The sequence below is a fragment of the Actinoallomurus sp. NBC_01490 genome (assembly GCF_036227085.1).
In the GTDB taxonomy this organism is placed as follows: domain Bacteria; phylum Actinomycetota; class Actinomycetes; order Streptosporangiales; family Streptosporangiaceae; genus Actinoallomurus; species Actinoallomurus oryzae.
On record NZ_CP109433.1, the window covers coordinates 2,363,596 to 2,383,136 of the forward strand.

Annotated in this window: 22 protein-coding genes; 6 read left to right on the forward strand and 16 right to left on the reverse strand. The window is 70.9% G+C overall.

Annotated elements, in window-relative coordinates; all coding sequences use genetic code 11:
* Window positions 1-73: 73 nt before the first annotated feature.
* On the forward strand, window positions 74-1,132 hold the full coding sequence (locus OG417_RS11705) for a DNA topoisomerase IB (protein WP_329254023.1): 1,059 nt from the start codon (window positions 74-76) through the stop codon (window positions 1,130-1,132).
* Here OG417_RS11705 and OG417_RS11710 read toward each other — a convergent pair.
* The 11 genes from OG417_RS11710 to OG417_RS11755 form a co-directional block, all read right to left on the reverse strand.
* Window positions 1,124-2,167 carry a Ppx/GppA phosphatase family protein gene (locus tag OG417_RS11710; protein WP_329254026.1) on the reverse strand — a complete coding sequence of 348 codons (1,044 nt, stop codon included), beginning with the start codon at window positions 2,165-2,167 and terminating at the stop codon, window positions 1,124-1,126. The genes OG417_RS11705 and OG417_RS11710 overlap by 9 nt on opposite strands.
* Window positions 2,168-2,237: 70 nt before the next feature.
* On the reverse strand, window positions 2,238-2,477 hold the full coding sequence (locus OG417_RS11715) for a hypothetical protein (RefSeq protein WP_329254029.1): 240 nt from the start codon (window positions 2,475-2,477) through the stop codon (window positions 2,238-2,240).
* A 52-nt stretch (window positions 2,478-2,529) separates the two neighbouring features.
* The gene (locus OG417_RS11720; protein ID WP_329254032.1) at window positions 2,530-3,195 is read right to left on the reverse strand and encodes a glycosyltransferase; all 666 of its coding nucleotides are present in this window, start codon (window positions 3,193-3,195) and stop codon (window positions 2,530-2,532) included.
* A 473-nt stretch (window positions 3,196-3,668) separates the two neighbouring features.
* Entirely contained in the window at window positions 3,669-4,259 is a 591-nt protein-coding gene (locus OG417_RS11725; protein ID WP_329254035.1) for a class I SAM-dependent DNA methyltransferase, read from the reverse strand.
* A complete protein-coding gene (locus tag OG417_RS11730; RefSeq protein ID WP_329254038.1) occupies window positions 4,256-4,999 on the reverse strand; it encodes a PIG-L deacetylase family protein in 744 nt (247 codons plus the stop codon). The genes OG417_RS11725 and OG417_RS11730 overlap by 4 nt, the downstream gene beginning before the upstream one ends.
* Window positions 4,996-5,889, reverse strand: coding sequence for an acyl-CoA dehydrogenase (locus tag OG417_RS11735; RefSeq protein WP_329254041.1), 894 nt, complete (start codon window positions 5,887-5,889; stop codon window positions 4,996-4,998). Before OG417_RS11735 ends, OG417_RS11730 begins: the two co-directional genes overlap by 4 nt.
* Window positions 5,890-6,050: 161 nt before the next feature.
* Entirely contained in the window at window positions 6,051-9,398 is a 3,348-nt protein-coding gene (locus OG417_RS11740) for a protein kinase domain-containing protein (RefSeq protein WP_329254044.1), read from the reverse strand.
* 45 nt (window positions 9,399-9,443) lie between these two features.
* Window positions 9,444-10,043, reverse strand: a complete 600-nt coding sequence (locus OG417_RS11745) for a hypothetical protein (protein WP_329254047.1) — start codon at window positions 10,041-10,043, stop codon at window positions 9,444-9,446.
* 184 nt (window positions 10,044-10,227) lie between these two features.
* A complete protein-coding gene (locus OG417_RS11750; RefSeq protein WP_329254050.1) occupies window positions 10,228-10,335 on the reverse strand; it encodes a DUF397 domain-containing protein in 108 nt (35 codons plus the stop codon).
* A 70-nt stretch (window positions 10,336-10,405) separates the two neighbouring features.
* On the reverse strand, window positions 10,406-10,501 hold the full coding sequence (locus tag OG417_RS54275) for a DUF397 domain-containing protein (protein WP_442875675.1): 96 nt from the start codon (window positions 10,499-10,501) through the stop codon (window positions 10,406-10,408).
* On the reverse strand, window positions 10,501-11,304 hold the full coding sequence (locus OG417_RS11755; RefSeq protein WP_329254053.1) for a helix-turn-helix domain-containing protein: 804 nt from the start codon (window positions 11,302-11,304) through the stop codon (window positions 10,501-10,503). The genes OG417_RS54275 and OG417_RS11755 overlap by 1 nt, the downstream gene beginning before the upstream one ends.
* A gap of 166 nt (window positions 11,305-11,470) precedes the next feature.
* On the opposite strand from OG417_RS11755, the gene OG417_RS11760 reads away from it, so the two are divergent.
* Window positions 11,471-11,863: an ATP-binding protein gene (locus OG417_RS11760; protein WP_329254055.1), complete on the forward strand. Its 393-nt coding sequence runs from the start codon at window positions 11,471-11,473 to the stop codon at window positions 11,861-11,863.
* On the opposite strand, the gene OG417_RS11765 is transcribed toward OG417_RS11760, so the two are convergent.
* Both OG417_RS11765 and OG417_RS11770 read right to left on the reverse strand, forming a co-directional pair.
* Window positions 11,832-12,476, reverse strand: coding sequence for a hypothetical protein (locus tag OG417_RS11765; protein WP_329254058.1), 645 nt, complete (start codon window positions 12,474-12,476; stop codon window positions 11,832-11,834). The genes OG417_RS11760 and OG417_RS11765 overlap by 32 nt on opposite strands.
* Before the next feature lie 109 nt (window positions 12,477-12,585).
* Window positions 12,586-13,707 carry a hypothetical protein gene (locus tag OG417_RS11770; RefSeq protein WP_329254061.1) on the reverse strand — a complete coding sequence of 374 codons (1,122 nt, stop codon included), beginning with the start codon at window positions 13,705-13,707 and terminating at the stop codon, window positions 12,586-12,588.
* On the opposite strand from OG417_RS11770, the gene OG417_RS11775 reads away from it, so the two are divergent.
* Window positions 13,700-13,900 carry a hypothetical protein gene (locus tag OG417_RS11775; protein ID WP_329254064.1) on the forward strand — a complete coding sequence of 67 codons (201 nt, stop codon included), beginning with the start codon at window positions 13,700-13,702 and terminating at the stop codon, window positions 13,898-13,900. The two genes, OG417_RS11770 and OG417_RS11775, sit on opposite strands and share 8 nt — an antisense overlap.
* A 39-nt stretch (window positions 13,901-13,939) precedes the next feature.
* Here the strand turns inward: OG417_RS11775 and OG417_RS11780 are convergent, their stop codons facing one another.
* Window positions 13,940-14,497 (reverse strand): SDR family NAD(P)-dependent oxidoreductase, encoded by a 558-nt coding sequence (locus OG417_RS11780; protein ID WP_442875676.1) that lies wholly within the window; start codon window positions 14,495-14,497, stop codon window positions 13,940-13,942.
* 106 nt (window positions 14,498-14,603) lie between these two features.
* Here OG417_RS11780 and vph point away from each other — a divergent pair, with 106 nt between their 5' ends.
* Window positions 14,604-15,467: a viomycin phosphotransferase gene (gene vph, locus OG417_RS11785; protein WP_329254070.1), complete on the forward strand. Its 864-nt coding sequence runs from the start codon at window positions 14,604-14,606 to the stop codon at window positions 15,465-15,467.
* Between the two features lie 83 nt (window positions 15,468-15,550).
* On the opposite strand, the gene OG417_RS11790 is transcribed toward vph, so the two are convergent.
* Window positions 15,551-16,057: a universal stress protein gene (locus tag OG417_RS11790; RefSeq protein WP_329254073.1), complete on the reverse strand. Its 507-nt coding sequence runs from the start codon at window positions 16,055-16,057 to the stop codon at window positions 15,551-15,553.
* Between the two features lie 112 nt (window positions 16,058-16,169).
* Between OG417_RS11790 and OG417_RS11795 the strand changes: the two genes are divergently transcribed.
* Entirely contained in the window at window positions 16,170-16,574 is a 405-nt protein-coding gene (locus tag OG417_RS11795) for a nitroreductase family deazaflavin-dependent oxidoreductase (protein ID WP_329254076.1), read from the forward strand.
* Window positions 16,575-16,774: 200 nt separating this feature from the next.
* On the forward strand, window positions 16,775-18,661 hold the full coding sequence (locus OG417_RS11800) for a translation factor GTPase family protein (protein WP_329254079.1): 1,887 nt from the start codon (window positions 16,775-16,777) through the stop codon (window positions 18,659-18,661).
* An 11-nt stretch (window positions 18,662-18,672) separates the two neighbouring features.
* Here the strand turns inward: OG417_RS11800 and OG417_RS11805 are convergent, their stop codons facing one another.
* Window positions 18,673-19,509, reverse strand: a complete 837-nt coding sequence (locus OG417_RS11805; RefSeq protein ID WP_329254083.1) for an aminoglycoside phosphotransferase family protein — start codon at window positions 19,507-19,509, stop codon at window positions 18,673-18,675.
* Window positions 19,510-19,541: the final 32 nt, after the last annotated feature.

Genomic DNA, 19,541 nt, shown 5'->3' on the forward strand with positions numbered 1-19,541 from the left:
GCGCGTTTCACACCTGCGCACGAGGACGCGCGGCCGGTGATAGGCCGGAACGGCCGCGGGTAACGGGAGAAATGTGGATGACACGCGAGAGGACGCCCTGACGGTCGAGCTCGTGCGCAGCGACCTCGGCGGTCCGGGCATTCGCCGGAGACGGTGTGGCCGCGGGTTCCGCTACTTCGACGGGGAGGCCGTCGCGATCAGGAATCCGGACACGCTCGCCCGCATCAAGGCGCTGGTGATCCCGCCGGCGTGGGAGGACGTGTGGATCTGTCCCGACGAGAACGGGCACATCCAGGCGGTCGGGACCGACGCGGCGGGCCGGCGGCAGTACCGGTACCACGACCGGTGGCGTGAGCGGCGCGACCGGGAGAAGCACGACCGGGTCCTGGCGTTCGGCGCCGCCCTGCCCCGCGTCCGTGAGCGGGTCGAGCGTCACCTCGACGGCCGGGGACTGGGCCGCGAACGAGTGCTCGCCGCCGCGATTCGCCTGATCGACCTGGGATTCTTCCGGCCGGGCGGCGAGGAGTACGCCGCGGAGAACGGCACGTACGGCCTGGCGACCATCCGCCGCGAGCACGTCACGTGCTCGCACGGCGAAATCGTCTTCGACTACACCGCCAAGGGCGCCAAGGAGCGCGAGCAGGCCCTCGTCGACGACCAGGTCATGGCCGTCGTACGGAGCCTGAAGCGGCGCCGGAGCGGCGGGGAGGAACTCCTGGCCTACCGGAGCGGCCCGCGCTGGCACAACGTCACCGCCGCGGACATCAACGACTACCTCCGGGAGATCTCCGATGGGGAGTTCACCGCCAAGGACTTCCGCACCTGGCACGCCACCGTGCTCGCGGCGGTGGGGCTCGCCGTCTCCAGACCCGCCGCGACCACCGCCAACGCGCGCAGGCGCGCGGTCGTCCGGGTCGTGCGCGAGGTGTCGGAGTACCTCGGCAACACCCCCGCCGTCGCGCGGGCCTCCTACATCGACCCGCGGATCATCGAGCTGTACGAGCAGGGCGTCACGGTCGAGCCGGCGCTCGCCGACCTCGGCAAGGGACGCGACCTCGGCGAGCTCGCCACGCGCGGTCCGGCGGAGAAGGCCGTCCTGAAGATCCTCACCGACTGCGCCGGGTCACCGTGACCCTCCCGCGGCGACGGTCGCGCTCCGGCCGGCCCGTAAGGCCGGCACGGCGCGCCGGGGGCCGAAGGAGCGCTGGACCAGGCTGCCCAGCTCGTCGGTGACCGCGAGTGCCGTCGCGGTCCGCGTCCGCCGGACCGCGATCCCCTCGCGCAGGGCCCACGGGCAGACCTCGGCCTCGTCCAGGCCGAGCGTCGTCATCAGGGCCTCGGCGACGATCGCTCCCGCGACGATCTGGTGCACCCGGCTCTTCGCCACGCCCGGCAGCCGGGCCCGGCGCCGGTCGTCGCACGCGACGAGCTCGGGGATCCGGTCGCGCAGCAGGTCGCGGCGCAGGACCCGGTGCGCGTACGGGCCGGCCGCGCCTCCCGGCGCGCCGGTCAGCCGGGCGAGCTGCTTGAAGGTCTTGGACGTCGCCACCACCCGCCGCGCCGGGGGAAGCCCCCGGATCCGCCCGCCGACCCCGGCCAGGCGCTCGTACACGAACCGCCGCAGCAGCCGGACGTCGCGTGGGCGCGGCGGGTCGCCGGGCAGGAAGGCGCGGGTCAGCCGTCCGGCGCCCAGCGGCAGGGACAGGGCCGGCGCGGGCTCCTCGCCGTCGCCGTAGGCGAGTTCGGTGGATCCGCCGCCGATGTCCATCAGCAGCATCGGACCGGCCGAGCAGCCGTACCAGGCGCGGGCGGCCAGGAACGTGAGGCGCGCCTCGTCCTGCCCGGTCAGGTGCCCCAGCCGGATCCCGGTCTCGGCCGCCACCCGCGCGAGGACCGGCTCGCGGTTGGCCGCGTCGCGCACCGTGGAGGTGGCGAAGGCGATCAGCTCGTCGAGGTGCTCGTCCTCGGCCGCGCGGGCCGTCGCGCCGACCGCCGTGACCAGCCGCTCGACGGCCGGCGCCTGGATGCTTCCGTCCGGGGCGATCGCGTCGGCCAGCAGCGTCGGGTGCTTCACCGACCGGACCGGCCGCGGAGGCTCCCCGGGACGGAGTTCCACGATCTTCAGATGGGCGGAGTTCGATCCGACGTCGAGGACACCGAGGCGCATGGGTAACGCTCTACCCGCCGTTCCGGAACATCACTCGACGTATCGGCGTGGCGGAGGTTTACGGACGTGACTAAAGGTTCTTGCGGTGCTCTTCGGGCGCGTCCTGACGCGGGGCCTCGCCGGTGAGGATGTTCTGGCCCGGGTCGCCGTGGATCGCTCCGCCCGAGACCGGTCCGCGCCTGAGCCTGCCGCCGGGGTTCCTGCTCTTCATCGGGTGCCGGCTCGCTCGCACGGTCATGAAGATCCAGCCGATCAGGACGATCACGATCAGGATGAGCCCGAGGACCGCCAGAATCCCGATACCACTCATGAGACCTCCTTCGTCCGTCAGGAGCCCTACCCAGCGCGCACCGATCATGCGCTCATCCGAGCGTCGTGAGGAAGTGACCGAAGCCGTGCGGCGCCCGGTAACGGTGCCGCGCGGAGGTGATGACCCTGACCTGGGGTGTGTGCAGCACGCGGTGGCCCGCGGCCGTCATCGCGGCGACGAGCGCGCGGTCCTCGCCCGTACGGAGCGGCGGGAAGCCGCCGGAGGCCACGTACGCGTGCGCGCTGAAGCCGAGGTTGGCGCCGTGGACGGGGGCGGGGTCACGCGCGTAGTGACGGGCGTAGGCGGCGATCCGCCGGGGCTCGTGCCCGGTCCAGTCCGTGACCTCGACCGTGCCGACGACGGCGTCCCAGCCCCGCGCCGCGTACCGCAGCTGGGAGGCGAGCCATCCCGGCGGCACCAGCGTGTCGGCGTCGGTGGTGGCCACCCACGACACCCCGCGCCGCAGCAGCGCGCGAACCCCGGCCGCGCGGGCGGCCCCGACGTTGCGGGCGGCGATCTCCACGACCTGCGCCCCGTGCCGTCGGGCCACCTCGGCCGTACCGTCGGTACAGGCGTCGGCGACGACCACGACCGGAACGCCACGGAGCGCGGCCAGGCAGGCCGGCAACCGTTCCTGCTCGTTATGCGCCGGCACCACCACGCCTGCTTTCTGGTCGCGTCCGCTCCTCACTCGCTCCGCGGGCGGCTCGTCCCTCACCGCCCACTCCACTCGCTGCGTCGCTCCCGCTCGGGCTTTCTGGTCGCGTCCGCTCCTCACTCGCTCCGCGGGCGGCTCGTCCCTCACCGCCCACTCCACTCGCTGCGTCGCTCCCGCTCGGGCTTTCTGGTCGCGTCCGCTCCTCACTCGCTCCGCGGGCGGCTCGTCCCTCACCGCCCACTCCACTCGCTGCGTCGCTCCCGCTCGGGCTTTCTGGTCGCGTCCGCTCCTCACTCGCTCCGCGGGCGGCTCGTCCCTCACCGCCCACTCCACTCGCTGCGTCGCTCCCGCTCGGGCTTTCTGGTCGCGTCCGCTCCTCACTCGCTCCGCGGGCGGCTCGTCCCTCACCGCCCACTCCACTCGCTGCGTCGCTCCCGCTCGGGCTTTCTGGTCGCGTCCGCTCCTCACTCGCTCCGCGGGCGGCTCGTCCCTCACCGCCCACTCCACTCGCTGCGTCGCTCCCGCTCGGGCCTTCACGTGAGCCCCTCGGCCGTGGCCACCGAGACCGGTTCGCCGTTCACGTACACCTCGGCGACGAAGTCGGCCTCCCGGTGCTCGGCGAGCCGGGCCAGGCCGGTACGGGCGAGGGCCGCGTGCACCGCGTCACCGGTCTGCGGATAGTCGGCCACGGGGTGCCGCCAGTGCACCGCCAGGAGGGTGCCGTCCGGCCGGAGGGCCTTGGTGGCCAGGTCGAGCACCTGACCCAGGTCTCTCTCGTCCAGGTAGTAGAGGAACTCCGAGAACACGATCAGGTCGAACGTCCCGTCCGGCCAGTCCTCGGGGAGCGTCCGCCGCTCCACCCGCGCCCCGGGCGCCCGCCGCCGGGCCTGCCGTACCGCCTGCGGCGCGACGTCGCAGGACAGCAGGCGGTCGCAGCGCGGCGCGAGCATCGCGGTCAGCACGCCGATCGAGCAGCCCGGCTCGAACGCGTCCTCGTAGTGCCGCCGCGGCAGCATCGCCAGGCTCAGCGCGTACTTGCGCTCCTCGTACCAGCGGCTCGTGAATCCCCACGGGTCGGGCGAGCCGGCGTAGACCCGGGCGAAGTACTCCGGTCCGAGCGTCACCGAAAGAGCACCTCCCACGGGCGCGCGAAGTGGTCCACGACCCCCGGCGGCAGGATCGGCTCCGGCCCTTCGAGCTGGCTGGTGAAGCAGCCGATCGCCGCCTCCTTCCGTTCGCGGGCCTCCGGGGACAGCGGCACCCGTACGGCCCGGTCCCAGGGCAGCCGCGGGTCGCCGGGCCGTGCCCAGTGCCAGGTCCAGATGGGGAACCGCCACACCTGCCCGCCGCAGGCCAGCGCGGCGCGCCCGACGGCCTCGTGGTCGGGGTGCAGGTCCTTCTCCCAGGGCGCCAGGCACGCGTCGAAGCCCGCGGCCAGGTCCGGCAGGAGGCGGCGCAGCTCCTCGTCCCGTACGCCGCTGTCGGGCAGCCCGAGCCGTACGGTCTCGCACGCGCCGATGTGCCTCAGCGCGGCGGCCGACTCGGCGATCCGGCGGGCGGCGATCTCTCCGGGCGGGACGGCGGGGTGGGAGGCCTCGCCGTCGGTCACGGCGACGAGCCGCAGCCGCACGCCACGGGCGGCGAGCAGGGACATCAGGCCGCCCGCGCCGAGAACCTCGTCGTCGGGGTGCGCCGCGACCACCACGACACTGCGCCACGCGGCCGTGTCGAGCACGGGCAGCGCGGGCAGGCCGTCCCACGCGCGCCACTCGTGTTCGGCGGTGCCGGGAGCGTCGATCGGGTTCGGCTCGGCGGGGGCGGTCTCGGCGGCGTCGGGTGCGATGGGTGCGGGCTCCGGGCTCACCAGGTGTCTCCGGTGACCGTCGCGCCCAGGGCGGCCAGGTCGCGCTCGGCGTGGTGCTGGCGGATGTAGACGGTCAGGTCCGCCACCCGCCGCGCATGCGCCTCGTCGTGGGAGAGCGGCCCCGCGCCGAGAGCACGGCCCGTACGGTCGAGGACCTCCGCCGCGACCTCGGCCACCAGCGACCGCACCCGCAGGGCGCGGGCCGCCGCCTGCTCCTTGCGGTCGAGCGGGTCCGCGTCCATCTCGGCCGCCGCCCGCTCGAGCGCGTCGCGCGCCGAGGTCAGCGCGATCTCGACCGCGCCCAGGTGCGCCAGCGCGTGCGGCTCGCGGACGCCGAGCAGGGGACGGGCCACCGCGCGGGCGCCGCCGTACCAGACCGCGGCGACGCCGACCCCTCCGTGGTGGAACCCGGGCCGCCCGGTGTACCCGCCCGGCGGCCCCACCTGCTCGGCCGGAGCGTCGGTGAACCGCACGTCGAGGCTGTCGCTGGCCGCCATGCCGGTCGCCGGCCACGTGCCCTCGACCGGCTCACCGGGCCGCACCGCGAACAGCAGGTCGCCGGCGGTCACGAGCGCGCGGGTACAGACGCGGGCTCCGCTGCAGTACGGCCTGACGCCGCTGACCCGCCCGCCGGAGGCCTCCAGGCTCGGCGGCTTGGCCGCCCACACGCCCCAGAGGTCGCCGGGGGCCGGGTCGGGCCCGTTCAGCTCGGCGAGGATCGCCACTGCGTCGAAGTGTCCCTCGCTGAGCCGGGCGAGGGAGAGGTCCTCTTCGGCGAGCCGGGCGAACAGGGCCCACCGCTCACGCGTCGCCCCGCCGCCGGGCAGGGGGACGCGCAGCCCGGCGACCTCGCGAAATCTTCGTTCGACATGTCGCTGCCATGGAATCACCCGCCTCGCGCTACCCCGATTTCGGCCGCTTTAGCAGACCCCGGCTGAGGTCCGGCGCCGGGTTACGGCCGTCGCCGGTGCTCCCGGCCGGGAAGTACGGCAGCCCGTTACCGCCGCGGAATCCCGAGGAGCGCGAGCAGGGTCGTCGTCGGCACTTCGCCTCAGCCGGGGACGCGCAGGTCCCAGTCGAGCTCCCAGCGCCGTACGGTGCCGTCCGTGCTCGCGGAGAGCGCGAACCCGGCGTCGGCGCCGACCACGACGGCGGTCACCTCTCCCTCGTGACCGTCGAGCGTGCTCAGGCATCGTCCGGTGGCCAGGTCCCAGATCCGCACGGTCGCGTCGGTTCCGCCGGAGACCGCGAACCGCCCGTCCGGGGTGAACCGCACCCGCTTGGAGACCACCTTGGGCACCGAGTCGGCTCCTCGCGGGCTGTCGGGCTCGTCGCCGAAGACGCGCAGGCACTCGCCCGTCGCGGTGTCCCACAGGCGGATCGTCCGGTCGGTGTACGCGCCCGCGGAGAGGGCGTACCGGTCCCCGGGGCTCAGGCAGACCGACATCACCTGATCGGTGTGGCCACACAGCGTTCGCAGGCACTGCCCGGTCCGCGGGTCCCACAGCCGCACCACCCGGTCCGCTCCGGCGGACGCGGTCAGGCGCGGCCCGAGCCAGAGCGCGCAGACCTTTCCGGCGTGTCCCGTCAGCTCGTGCTCGCACGCGCCGGTATCGAGGTTCCAGAGCCGGATCGCCGCGTCCGCCCCGGCCACCAGGGCCAGCCGGCCGGCGCGGTCGAACGCCGCCGCGGTCGCGCCCAGCGCCAGCGGACGGTCGAGGCCGCCGATCCGCTCACCGGTCTCGACCGACCACACGGCGATGGTCCCGTCGCGGCTCGCGGACATCGCTCGGGACCCGTCGTCGCTCACCTCGACGGTGTTGACGGCGCTGAGCTGCTTCCCGGTCACCCGCAGACAGGTCCCCGCCTCCACGTCCCACACCCGGACCGTGCCGCCCGTCCCGCCGGACACGGCGATCCGGCCGGCCGCGTCCACGTCCACCGCGAACGCCGCGGTGTCTCCCTCGAATACCCCGGCGCTCCAGGCCGAACGCAGGCCGATCCGGTCCGCGGACCGGCCGAGTTCCCGCCACGCCGCGAGCAGCCGCGGCTCACGCTCGTATCCGGGGACCGCCCTGGCCTCGGCGAGCAGCCCCAGAGCGTTCCGCGGATCCGTGGCCGACCGAGCCCGGTGCATCAGGTGCGCCACCGTGGCGTCGAGGCCGCTCAGCTCGGCGTGTTCGCGCGGCCTGCTCAGCCGGGGCGGCGCGGTGCGCCGCGGGGGCACCGCCCACCGGCGCAGGAGACCGGCCTGCCATGCGGACAGCAGCACGCCCGCGTCCGCGTCGAGGTGGGCCGCCCGCACGGGGCCGCCCTCCCCGCGGAAGGTGCGCAGGCAGCGTCCCTCGTCGAGCGTCCACAGCCGGACCGTGTCGTCCGCGGCCGTGGACACGAGGAACTCGCCGGACACCGCCAGCGAGCCGACCACGCGGGTGTGCCCGCGCAGGGTACGGGTGTGGCCGCCGTGCAGGTGCCAGACCCGGATCCGCCCGCCGGCGGCCACCGCCGCGATGCGCCCGTCGGCGCTGAGGCAGAGCGCGTCGACCCCCTGGTAGCCGTCGCGTACGCGGCCGTCGAGGACGCGGACGCAGCGCCCGGTGGCGACCTCCCACAGCCGGACCGTGCCGTCCTCGCGGCCCGCGGTGAGCACGAGCCGCCCGTCGTGGTCGACCGCCGCGATCGCGTTGCCGTCGTGCCCGTCGAGGGCCGGCCGGAGCCGGCCGTCGGGGAAGTCCCAGACGAGCACGGTGCCGTCGTGGTTCGCCGACACCGCGACCCGCCCGTCGCCGCTGAGACGCACCGACGCCGACCACAGGCTCCGGTCCCAGCCTTCGGGGGCGTCCAGCACACGCAGGCGGCGCTCGTTCGCCAGGTCCCAGAAGTGCACGGCGTCCGGCCCGGCCGTGACGGCGTACCGGCCGTCGCCGCTGACGTCGAACCGCCCGGCCGGGACCGCCAGTTGCCGCAGGCAGCGTCCATCGCGGACGTCCCACACGCGCAGTACGCCGTCGCATTCGGTCACCGCGCGCCCGCCGTCGTCGGTGAAGCGGATGTGCATCGACGGCGGCTGCCGGCGCATCCGCATGCCGAAGAACGTCCCGTCGTGCTCCTGGTAGACGTACCACGGGATGCGGAGCGCGCCGTCCGATCGCCCAGGCCGGACCGTCGACGCGCGGCCGACCAGCGCGTCCGCCTGGTCGCGGTCGCCGCGCTCCCGATGCACCTCGGCGAGGAGCCGGCGGGTCTGCCCGGGGTCGGCGCCGCCGGCGACCGTCGCGTCGAGAGCGGCGAGAAGGTCCTCGTCGGTGCACTCGCCGCGCCGCCACCGGAGCAGCCCGGCGTTGTAGGTGGCGTTCAGGTGCTGCGGGTCGGCGACCAGCGCGGCGGCGAACGCCTCGCCCGCCTCGTCCGGACGGCCGAGGTCGAGCAGTGAGACGCCGCGGTTGTTGAGCTCGTCGGCCCGCAGGTCCGCGGCGACCGGGGCCGAGCGCGGGTACGGCGTGCCGACCACGCGCCGGTAGATCTCGGTGAGCTCCGTGGCGACCTCGCCCATGGACGCGGGCCGCCCGGCCGGGTGCGGGCTCAGGCACCGGGCCAGCAGGTCGGTCAGGTCCTTCGGCGGCTCGGGTATTCCCGGCTCGGGCCGCTCGCGGCGGGCGGCCAGCGCCGCACCCGCCGTCGCGCCGGACATCCAGTTGATCCCGCCGGTGAACATCTCCAGCACGGACACCGCGAAGCTGTACACGTCGGTGCGCCGGTCCACCCGCCGGCCCGCGCTCTGCTCGGGCGAGGCGTAGGCGGGCGTCAGGCCGTGGACGGACACCACCGGGTTCACCTCGGACGGGGCGGCGTCCGCGGCCATCGGCGGCGCGCTCACGGCCCGGGCCAGCCCGAAGTCGGTCACCTTCGCGACGGCCCCGGAGGCGGTGACGTCCATCAGCACGTTGGCGGGCTTGACGTCCTGGTGGACGAGCCCACGGTCGTGCGCGTGCGCCAATCCCCACGCGAACTGCACCGCCACGTCCAGGACGCGGGCGAGCGCCTCCGCTCGGCCGCCCGCGTACAGGCGGCGGTCGTGGATCCAGTCGCGCAGGCTGCCGCCCGTGACGTATTCGGCGAACACCCGCGGAATCCCGTCGAGGACGCGCACATAGTGGCAGGCGCAGACGTTCGGATGCAGGCCCAGCGACACCCAGATCTCCGCCTCGGCGACGAACAGGTCCCGCTGTGCCCTGGTCCGGAACAGCTCCGCGCGCGGGCACTTCACCGCCAGGTCGGTGTCCCACTCCAGGTGCCGGACCCGGTACACGACGCCCATGCCGCCGCTCTCGTGTACCTGAAGGACCTCGTATCGTCCGTCGACGACCTGGCCGGTCCGCCACACCCCGTCTGCCGCCATGGGTGTCTCAGCCCCGTACGCGTGCCGGGGTCGCTTCCTGGTCGGTCACCGGCCGGAGGCGGTGCCCGGTGCCGGAGGACCGGGCACGAAGTCGGGCAGGGCGGCGAAGGCGGGGTCGACCTGTGCCGTGGCCAACACCCATCGCACCCACGCCCGTACGCGCGACAGCGGATGATCGGGGAACTGCGCGTCCCACGCCGGATCGTCGCCGCGGTGGTACGGCAGCGCGCCCTTCAACTCGGGGGCGTAGGGATGCGGCATGACCCAGCCGTCCATCATGAGGCCGAGCTTGGCCATGATCGTCGTCTCGCGCACTCCGGTGATGCCGCGTTCCTCGGCGGCGCAGCCGAACATCACATGGCGGTCGGCCTTGGCCAGGAAGATGTTCGCAAGGAAGACCTGCCCGCTGGGCGCGTTCGGGATGGGTACCTTCACCACCTGGACCACCCCGCGAACACCGCCGAGCACCACCGGTTCGGCCTCGATGAGACACCCCATCTGCGCGTACTCGATGGCGAGGTTGCGCCGCATGGCCGGGATGTTCTCCAGCCAGGCCGGCTCGGTCAGCGGGCTGTTGTTGAGTTTGAGATTGATCCAGTCCCCGGTGGCGGGGTGCGACCAGGTCGCCTCGTCGACGCGCTGCAAGCCGCTTGTATCGAAGGTGACGACCACGCTCAAAACCCCTCAGAAGCCGAACCGATGACACGCTGCCGCTCGCAACGTACAGCACCGCCTCCGGGACCGCTCCCGACCAGCATGTCCGCATTTGCGTACGAGACGTGTCTCGCGGAACTCGCCAGGAGAAAGGGCCGCTGAGGAGTGACTCAACTCATCCAGACTGTTCGTCGATGATCACCTTGACCTCAACGCAGTTCGGGTTGTTGCCCCCGCTGCGGGTGCTCTTCCGCCAGCCGTCGTGGGTGATGAGCCTGTTCACCTCTGAGCCTCCATTTGCGCTGATGAAGGAGGGCCCCTCGGGAGAGGGGGCTACTTGGGGACGAGCTGGTTCAGGCGGACTGCTCGAGTACCTTGACTTCTACGCATTCAGTGCTTCCACTACGGGTGCTCTTTCGCCAGCCGTCGCGGGTGGCCTGCTTGTCCATCAGAGAGCCTCCATGATTCGTTGGATCATCTCTCGGGACGCCGATGCGGGTAATGCCGCTTGGCCGATTCGTTCATACCGGAGGCCATACTCCCGGACCTCATCGGACGAGGCCACAAGCCTTCCTCCGCCTGGCGACTCGGTGTAGGCGACGTCTCCATCTTTGCCCGATATGAGGGAGAAAGATCCATCTACCCCAGCATGGGCTCCTGCGACCCGGGGGACAACCCTCAGGCTGACGTTGGGTTGAGTGGACAGGTCCAAGAGGTGGGCGAGCTGCTTCCGCATGATCTCTGGCCCGCCGATCGGCCAGTCGATGACGCTCTCCGTGACGATGGCCCAGCACAGGGGTGGGGTGCTCCTTTTGAGTACCTCCGCTCGCGCCATGCGCTTGCTCAACGGGCCCTCGATGTCGACTATGCCCAGAGCTCGGAACAGCTCGGTCGCATACTCCGGGATCTGGAAAAGACCGGGCACGGTGATGGCCTGATATGTCTTGATCAGCCGGGCCTTGGCTTCGAGGTGGGCGTACTGCTTGAACCAGTCCGGGTCGTGACCGCGGCGGGCGAACCGCAGCAGTCTGGAGAAGTGGCCGCCCGTCACGAACCGGACGTCGAGGGCCAGGGCCTGCTCGTCGGTGAGCTTCCGCCGCCCGGCTTCGATGTTTGAAACGTTCGAAGCACTGCTGATGATGACCTGCCCCAGCTGATGTTGCGTCAGGTTGTATTTCTTCCGATAGAACCGCACGTCGTAGGCCAGCCATGCCCATAGTGACGACTCGGGATCGACCAGATCATCAGTCATTTCGCCCCTCCTTCTCTTCGAAGCCTTCGAAATCTATCGCTGCTTTACGCGGCGGGTCCAGGCTTTCTCTAGAGAAACCTAGGGGGTAGGTATGGGGCGCTGCAAAACGCAAGAATTCGGACCAAGTATCCAGAATTCCGACAATCCACTTCGGCAGGAAAGGCGCTTGCCGCCGTTTCTCTCCTCGGCCGGTGTGGCACGCGACTTCGTCGCCTCGAGGCTTCGCCTCTGGGGACGGTCGCACCAGGTCGATGACGGTGTTCAGCTCATCAGCGAGATGTTCAACAATGCCCTCATTCATGCGCCGAGCCCGGATTACGTCGTCGCCGTCGACTGGAACGGCGGACGGATCCGCCTGGAGATGTGGGACTCGTCGCCGCACCGCCCGACCGTGCTCCCGATCGACGTCGAGGAGGAGCACGGCCGGGGCATGCACCTGATCGCGGCCCTCGCGGAGATATGGGGGAGTCGTGTCGCGGCGTCCGGCAAGTGCGTATGGGCCGTCCTTCCCGGCACGCCGGACAAGGTCAGACGGGCGGCACCAGATCGCTCTCGCTGATGGTGTACGTCAGCATGGGGTAGACGAAGTCCGTTTCATTGTTCTCGCGGCGCCGTAGTCGGTAAAACTCGTGCCTCTGCTCATCGTCGGCCGGCGTGAGGCGCGCCCCTTGGGGGAGGTGTGCATGTCCGTCGCGGAACCGAACGAGGGTCTTCGATGTTCGAAAGGTTACGCCCAGCCATTGATTGTCCGCCGCCCGGCCGGGCGTCTCCAGCACGATTTTATGCTTGAGTCGCCGATTCGAGTCGACAGAGAACGCGACGATGCTGTTGTGGGCGAGGGGGATCTCGAACTTCTCGCCGGCGGACCCCTTTGATTCGAAGATCAGCTTCCTCGGCGGGCTCGCTTCGGGACGTTGGTAGCAGGAGAAGACGGCGATGAACGACTCGTCGGCCAGATCGAGGGCTTGGTCGGAATGGCTGCCCATGGTCGTGTAGGCGTTCGTGTAGATCTCCATGAGGGCGTTGTTGAAGCCGACCGAAATCGCCGCACTTTCTTGAATCCGTTGCGCCAGCCGCTCGTGCACCGCCCGGAAACGCTGCGTCGGACTGCCGTATCGAGTGGTAGTACGTACGAGAGGCGCACCACCCGCCTCGTCGACCTTGGCGAGCACGGCGCCTCGCCGGCCTTTTCCTACGTCTTCCAGGCGAGTCGACGCAGATAGCTCCGCGAAGAGATTCCCCTCGATTGGAAGAGCGCACGAGAGGACTTCATCCGCGATCCTATATCCGGGGGGCAACGTAATCTCCCGTGTTCATGCTGAAGAATATTTCGTCGCCGTAATCAATGAAGGACGAGGTCCTGTTCTCCTCGGCGTACAGTCTGCGCAGCTCGTCCATGCCGGCCGGTGTGGGCGGCTCTAGCCTCACCACATCTTCGGCCATCTTGAGGAACGTGTGTCCGTTCTTGTGAACGGCTTCGGCACTCGAACAGCGCACCACATATCCCAGGCGCGTCGGGAGCAAATCGGCGCCCAACGCCGACGGCCGGATCTCGTGCGTGTACAGGCGGTTGGTGGACAGCGGCATGAAGAAGACGGAGCCGGGATAGAGAGTCAGGGTGAACTGCCGGGGGAGCGCGACCTCGTCCCGTTCTTCGTCCGGCTCCTTGAGGCGGAAGTGGAGCCTGGTCAGTCCGCTGGCACCCGTCACGCCGTAGTCGAAGGCGTCTTCGGCCAGGGGCTGCAGCTTGTCGAGCCGGTCATAGAAGGTGCAGAAGGCCATGATGCCGTTGACGGGCATGTCCTTGGTCTTGTCGGCATGGGCCGAGATCTTGGCCTTGGACTGCTTGCGCCCGGTCGTGGCAGGGGTGTTGTGGTAGATCTGAGCGAGGACGTGATTCAGCGGTGCCTGGTTCCGGAAGACGGATGCGGCCTCGCGGTTCAGAGCCTCGACGATGTGCGTGTCGGTCGGGCGAAAGCTCTCGGTCGGCCCCGAGAAATTCGTGGAGCACCGGAGCAGGCGGAAATGCAGTTCGTCGCCGTCTCGTGTGACGGGCGTCAGATAGATTCCGCTGCGATGGGCTGTTCCAGGCTTGGTGGACTCCGTCAGGGACTGGAACGTGTGCTCCGCACGGATCCGTCCGAAGTGATCGGCGTCGAGTCCGAAAAAGCGGCGGTAGTACACGCCGACGCCGTGGACGCGGATGGGAACTCGACCGAGGTCGATGAGGGCCCAGTGTTCGTCGACGCCCTCGTGGTAACCGTGTGACAGCTCCCGGATGACGAACACCCGGGCAGCCGCACGCAGCCGGCGACGGCTGATCCCGGATATATCGCCACACAGGTAAACGGTCTTCTGCGCGAGGTCGGGCGCGCCGGAAGCAAGGTCCTCTGGCGTGATCATGGACCCGAAGAATTCCCTGATGAAGGAATCGTCTTGCAACGTCGAAGGCGCAACCAAGGTGTTGCTCGCATCCTCGATGCATGCTTCTGATCGCTCTTTTGTGTACATCGAACTGGACCTGCCATTCGCAGATCTTGGCTGTATTGCTCAAAATCTTGGACATGGCAACGGCGAAAAGGAGACGGGCCGTTGATGTTTGATGCTCTCACGGGGCTCGACAGCGGGCAACGGGTTATGCGCAAGTCGGGGAGATGGACGTCAGGCGCCGGCACCGCGACGACCTTTCACGATCGTGGTGTGCCGGCTGCTTCCCGATCGGAGTGTCGATCGCTCCAGGGGCCACCGCGACCACTCGAACCCCGCGAGGGGCCAGCTCCACCGCCCAACTGCGGGTGAGCAGTTCCAGGGCGGATTTCGTCGCGGCATAAACCGCGTTGCCCGGCCAGGCCCGTTGCCCGGCCGACGTAGTGATGTTCACGATCACCCCGCCGCTGGTCTCCAACGCGGGCAACGCGGCCCGCGCCAGCATGACCGGCGCAACCAGGTTGGTCGCCAGCTGCGGACCGATCAGACCCCGGCTGATCGTCCCCAGCGTCCCGCCGCCGACAATCCCCGCATTGTTGACCAGCACGTCCAGCCGACCATACGACTCCATGACCGCACGCATGATCTCCTCAGCGGCGCCCTCGGCAGCGACGTCGGCGGTCAGCGGATGGATGCCGTCATAATCGGCAGCGGTTTCCGCCAACGGCTCCGCTCTGCGGCCTACGGCCACCACCCGCGCGCCCATCCCAGCGAACATGCGCGCTGACCGACCAGGAAGGGCAGAAACTGCAGCAGATCGTGTGCCGGGGCAGTACCAGCTCGGTGCGCCGAAGGATCCAGAGGTCACGCTCGTGAGCATCCGTACGACACATCGCGCTCTGCTGGGCCGTCTGCTGCCCGACGACAAACCGGACGACCTTGCAGTACGTCAGGGGCAATTCCACATCGTGGTCATTGGCTCAGACCGCGTCGTGTGCCTGCCTCGCACCCGGGCAGCGGCCGCCCGGTTGCCCCAGCGGGCGGCCGCACTACACGCACTCGCCGGCCTCGACCTCGGCTTCCGCACACCTGAGCCGCTACTCCTGGGCGACGCCCACGACACCGACGAGGCGCCGTTCCTGGTACTCAGCCGCATTCCCGGGGAACCGCTGGAGACCGACGCCATCAACGATGCCCAAGTGGTCGACACCGTGGCGGCGCAGTACGCCATGCTGCTGTCCGGTCTGGCCCGTGCCGGCACCGACGAGAGGGTACGAGCAGTTCTCCCTCAGGCGCCAGAAGGCCGGTGGCGGCTGTTCGCGGAGAACGTGCGCGCGGAGTTGTTCCAGCTCATGTCCGACAGCGGGCGCCTACGGGCCGAGCGGGAACTCACAGCACTCGACGGCCTTCCCCACGTCACCCGAGCAGTGGTGCATGGCGACCTCGGTGCCGAAAACGTCCTGTGGGAGTGGACGCACGGGCTGCCGCACCTCTCCGGAGTACTCGACTGGGACGATGTCACACTCGGCGACCCGGCCGAGGACCTCGCAGCCATCGGTGCCGGCTACGGCCCTGAGCTCCTGGAACGGGTACTCGCCCTGGGCAGCTGGTCAAACCACGGACTCCTTACCCGCATCGCCGCGATCCGCGGCACATTCGCCCTGCAGCAGGCCCTCTACGCAATCCGCGACGGCGACGAAGAAGAACTCGCGGACGGCCTGGCCGACTACCGCTGAGGCACACCGGCACATCCGCCTCATCGAGCACTTCATATCAACAGCAACCCCGCGAACTTATGCGGTCACAGCACTAGCTATATCTAGGGGACGACGGTCACCGGCCAGCGGCCCGCGCGGACCAGGCGGGAGGCGACCGAGCCGATGAGCCGGTGGCCCGCCTGCTCGGACGCGCCGACGACCACCATGTCGGCGTGGAGTTCGGTCGCCGCGTCGCGCAGTTCGACGAACGCGTCGCCGCGCCGGACGACGAAGGTGATCGGCACGCCGATCTCGTCCGCGCGTTCGCGGATCTGGGTGCGCAGATCGTCGATCAGCTCTCCGAACAGCTGTTCCTGCGCGGCGACCGCCGGTCCGGTCGACATCCCGGTCCACAGCGACGGCGCCGCGACGTACACGAACACCAGGCGGGAGCGCTGGCGGCGGGCGAGCCCGGCGGCGTACGAACTGGCCCGCATGGCCGTCGGTGAGCCGTCCACGCCGGCGAGGATCAACAGGGGACCGTCGGTGCCGCGTTCGAACACGCCCGGAGACCACTCGGGTCCGTACTCCTCGACCAGCTGGACCGGCCCGGTCTCATCGCCACTCACCCAGCCAGTATCGATCACGGAAGGCCCTGCCGGCGACGGGGCCCGGGGGAAGGATCGCGGAGGCTCATTGGTTGTGCCCGAGCGAAGATCCCGATCAGATGAGGTGAGGCACATGCTGTTCGGCCGGGAGCACGTCGAGCGCTACCAGGAGACCGATGGCGCCGAGGGGCACGACTGGCAGGGTACGACGGTCCTGCTCCTCACGACGGTCGGCCGTAAGAGCGGGCAGAAGCGCACGAGTCCCCTGATCTACCGCAAGAAGGACGGCGATACCTACACGGTGATCGCCTCCAACGGCGGGGCCGACGAGCCGCCGCTGTGGTACGCCAACCTGCAGGCCGACCCGGAGGTCGAGGTCCAGGTGTGGGGCGAGAAATTCGTCGCACGGGCCCGTACGGCCACGCCGGAGGAGAAGCCCGCGCTGTGGGAGGCCATGGCCGAGACCTGGCCCGCCTACGACGACTACCAGAAGAAGACCGAGCGGGAGATCCCCGTCGTGGTCCTCGAACGCGTCTGACGCGACCGTCCCGCTCGGCGCCGGGTGCGTCACCCGGCCACCCGGCGGCCGGCGGGGCCGGGTAAATCCCGTTGCCCCGCGGAGCGGTCACCTGCTGTAATCGCGCCGACCAAGGAGCCGACCGACGGAGAGAGCAATGCGCCAGGCGTCCATGTCCCCACGCAAGGGAGTTCTCGCCTACCTCAAGGACATGACGCTCGGTGACAACGCTCAACCTCGGGATTCTCGCCCATGTCGACGCCGGTAAGACCAGCCTGACCGAGCGGCTCCTCTACGCCGCCGGTGTCATCGACGCGGTCGGCAGCGTCGATGACGGCAACACCCAGACCGACTCGTCGGCGCTCGAACGCCGGCGCGGCATCACGATCAAGTCCGCCGTGGTGTCGTTCCGCCTCGGCGACGTCACGGTCAACCTGATCGATACCCCCGGCCACCCGGACTTCATCGCCGAGGTGGAGCGGGTGCTCGGCGTGCTCGACGGGGCCGTGCTGGTGGTCTCCGCCGTCGAGGGCGTACAGGCGCAGACCCGCATCCTCATGCGTACGCTGCGCCGCCTGCGCATTCCCACGCTCATCTTCGCGAACAAGATCGACCGCCGGGGCGCGCGGTCCGACGGCCTGCTGCGGGCGCTGGCCGAGAGGCTGACGCCCGCGGTCGTGGCGATGGGCGCGGTCCGCGGACTCGGCACGCGCGACGCGGCCTTCACCCCGTACGGTCCGGGCGACGAGGACTTCCGCGCGGCCCTCGCCGACCTGCTCACCCGACACGACGACGACCTGCTCACCGCGTACGTCGAGGACGCGCTCACCTACCCTCGTCTCCGCGACGCGCTCGCCGCCCAGGTACGGCAGGGGCGGGCGCATCCGGTGTTCTTCGGCTCGGCGATCACGGGTACGGGTCTGGACGCGCTCACCGCCGGCATCCGTGAACTGCTGCCCCGGGCCGGCGACGACGCGGACGGCCCGGTCTCGGGCACGGTCTTCAAGATCGAGCGCGGGGCGGCGGGGGAGAAGGTCGCCTGCGCGCGCCTGTTCTCCGGCACCGTACGGGTGCGGGACGCGCTGCGGTTCGGTGACGCGGGGGAGGCGAAGGTCACCGGGATCAGCGTGTTCGACGGCGGCGCGGCGGTGCCGCGCGGCCGCGCCGGCCCGGGTGACATCGTCCGGCTGCGGGGGCTCGGCGGCGTCCGGATCGGCGACTCGCTGGGCGAACCGCCGTCGGGCGACGCGACCGGCCACTTCGCGCCCCCGACGCTGGAGACGGTGGTCGTGCCGCGCCGCCGGTCCGACAGGGGCGCGCTCCACGCCGCGCTCACCGAACTCGCCGAGCAGGACCCGCTGATCGGCCTCCGGCAGGACGACCTCGGCCAGGAGATCTCCGTGTCGCTGTACGGGGAGGTGCAGAAGGAGGTCATCCAGGCGACCCTCGCCGACGACTTCGGTCTCGACGTGGAGTTCCGTGAGACCACGACGCTTCACGTCGAGCGGCCCGCGGGCACCGGAGAGGCGGTGGAGGTCGGGCAGAAGGACGGCAACCCGTTCCTCGCCACGATCGGCCTGCGCGTCGACCCGGCCCCGGCGGGCTCCGGCACGCGCTTCCGGCTGGAGGTCGAGCTCGGCTGCCTGCCGTACGCCTTCTTCGCCGCGGTCGAGGAGACCACGCACGCGACGCTGCGCCGGGGGCCGCGCGGCTGGCAGGTCACGGACTGCACCGTCACCATGACACGAGCGGGCTACTTCCCGCCGGTCAGCACCGCCGCCGACTTCCGCGGCCTGACCCCGAGAGTGCTGAGGGCGGCGCTCAGGAGGGCGGGCACGGTCGTCTGCGAGCCGTTGCAGCGCTTCCATCTGGAGGTGCCCGAGGACACGTACGGCGGGCTGGCGCCCGTGCTCGGGCGGCTGCGCGCCGTACCGCGCACCACCGAGGTCCACGGCACGGTCCGTACGGTCGAGGGCGAGATCCCGGCGGCGCGGGTACACGAGCTGGAACGCCGGCTGCCGGGCCTGACCCGCGGCGAGGGCCTGCTCGAATGCACCTTCGACCGGTACGCCCCGGTGCACGGCGAAGCGCCCGGACGCCCGCGCTGAACGACATCGCGTCAGTAGTGACCGAGTGCCGCCCGGATCCGGTCGAGCCACTGTGTGCCCAGCCGGCGTCCGTTCGGGAGTTGGTCGTCTCGATCCCAACGCCATGTCGTGGCTATCGCGAGCGTGAGGATCCGGCACCGGCGAAGCAGGTCCGGATCGGCGGCTCGATAGTGCTCGTCGACCTGCTCGGGCGCATGGGCGAGGTCGAACTCGACCGGTCCGCGGCAGCATGTCTCCAGGTCGATGAACAGCTGCCCGGTCTCCGTCCGGAGCACGTTGCCTGGATGCGGCTCACCGTGCAACAGCTGCTCATCGGCGCCGCGGTCGCCGATCTCGCGGCTCAGGCGCGTCAGCGTGTCGCCGAGCAGTCCGCGCTCCGCCTCACCGAGCTCCGGGGTACGCGCGCGGTCGCCGACCAGCCGCTGCGCCTGCGCGACTCGATCGGTGAAGTGCGGCGCGGGAACGTCGATCCGCCGCATGCCGGCATGCAGCCGCACGAGCGCCCGCGCGTACTCGGCGGGCGCGAGGCCGGGTGATGGCACAGGCTCGTAGTACGTCCACAGCGTGACCACGAAGCCGTCACGCACGTACGCGCGGGGCTCGACCCGAGGCTCGAGGCCGGCCACCGGGCTGTCCGTTTCGGCGAGTCGCCGAGCGAGCTCGACCTCGAACTCGGCATCTGCCCGACGTGCGACATACGCGACCCGGGCGAGAACGCCACAAGGCCGCAGGCGCACGGCGATCCGGTTCGAGTCGTGCAGGACGACCGCGTCATCGACGCTCAGGCCGAGCGCGGTGGCCGTGCCAACGGCCGCGGCCACCGCTCGCGGGACATCTGATGCCTTCAACGCGCCTGGTCCCCTCTGCCTCGCGTGGCCGG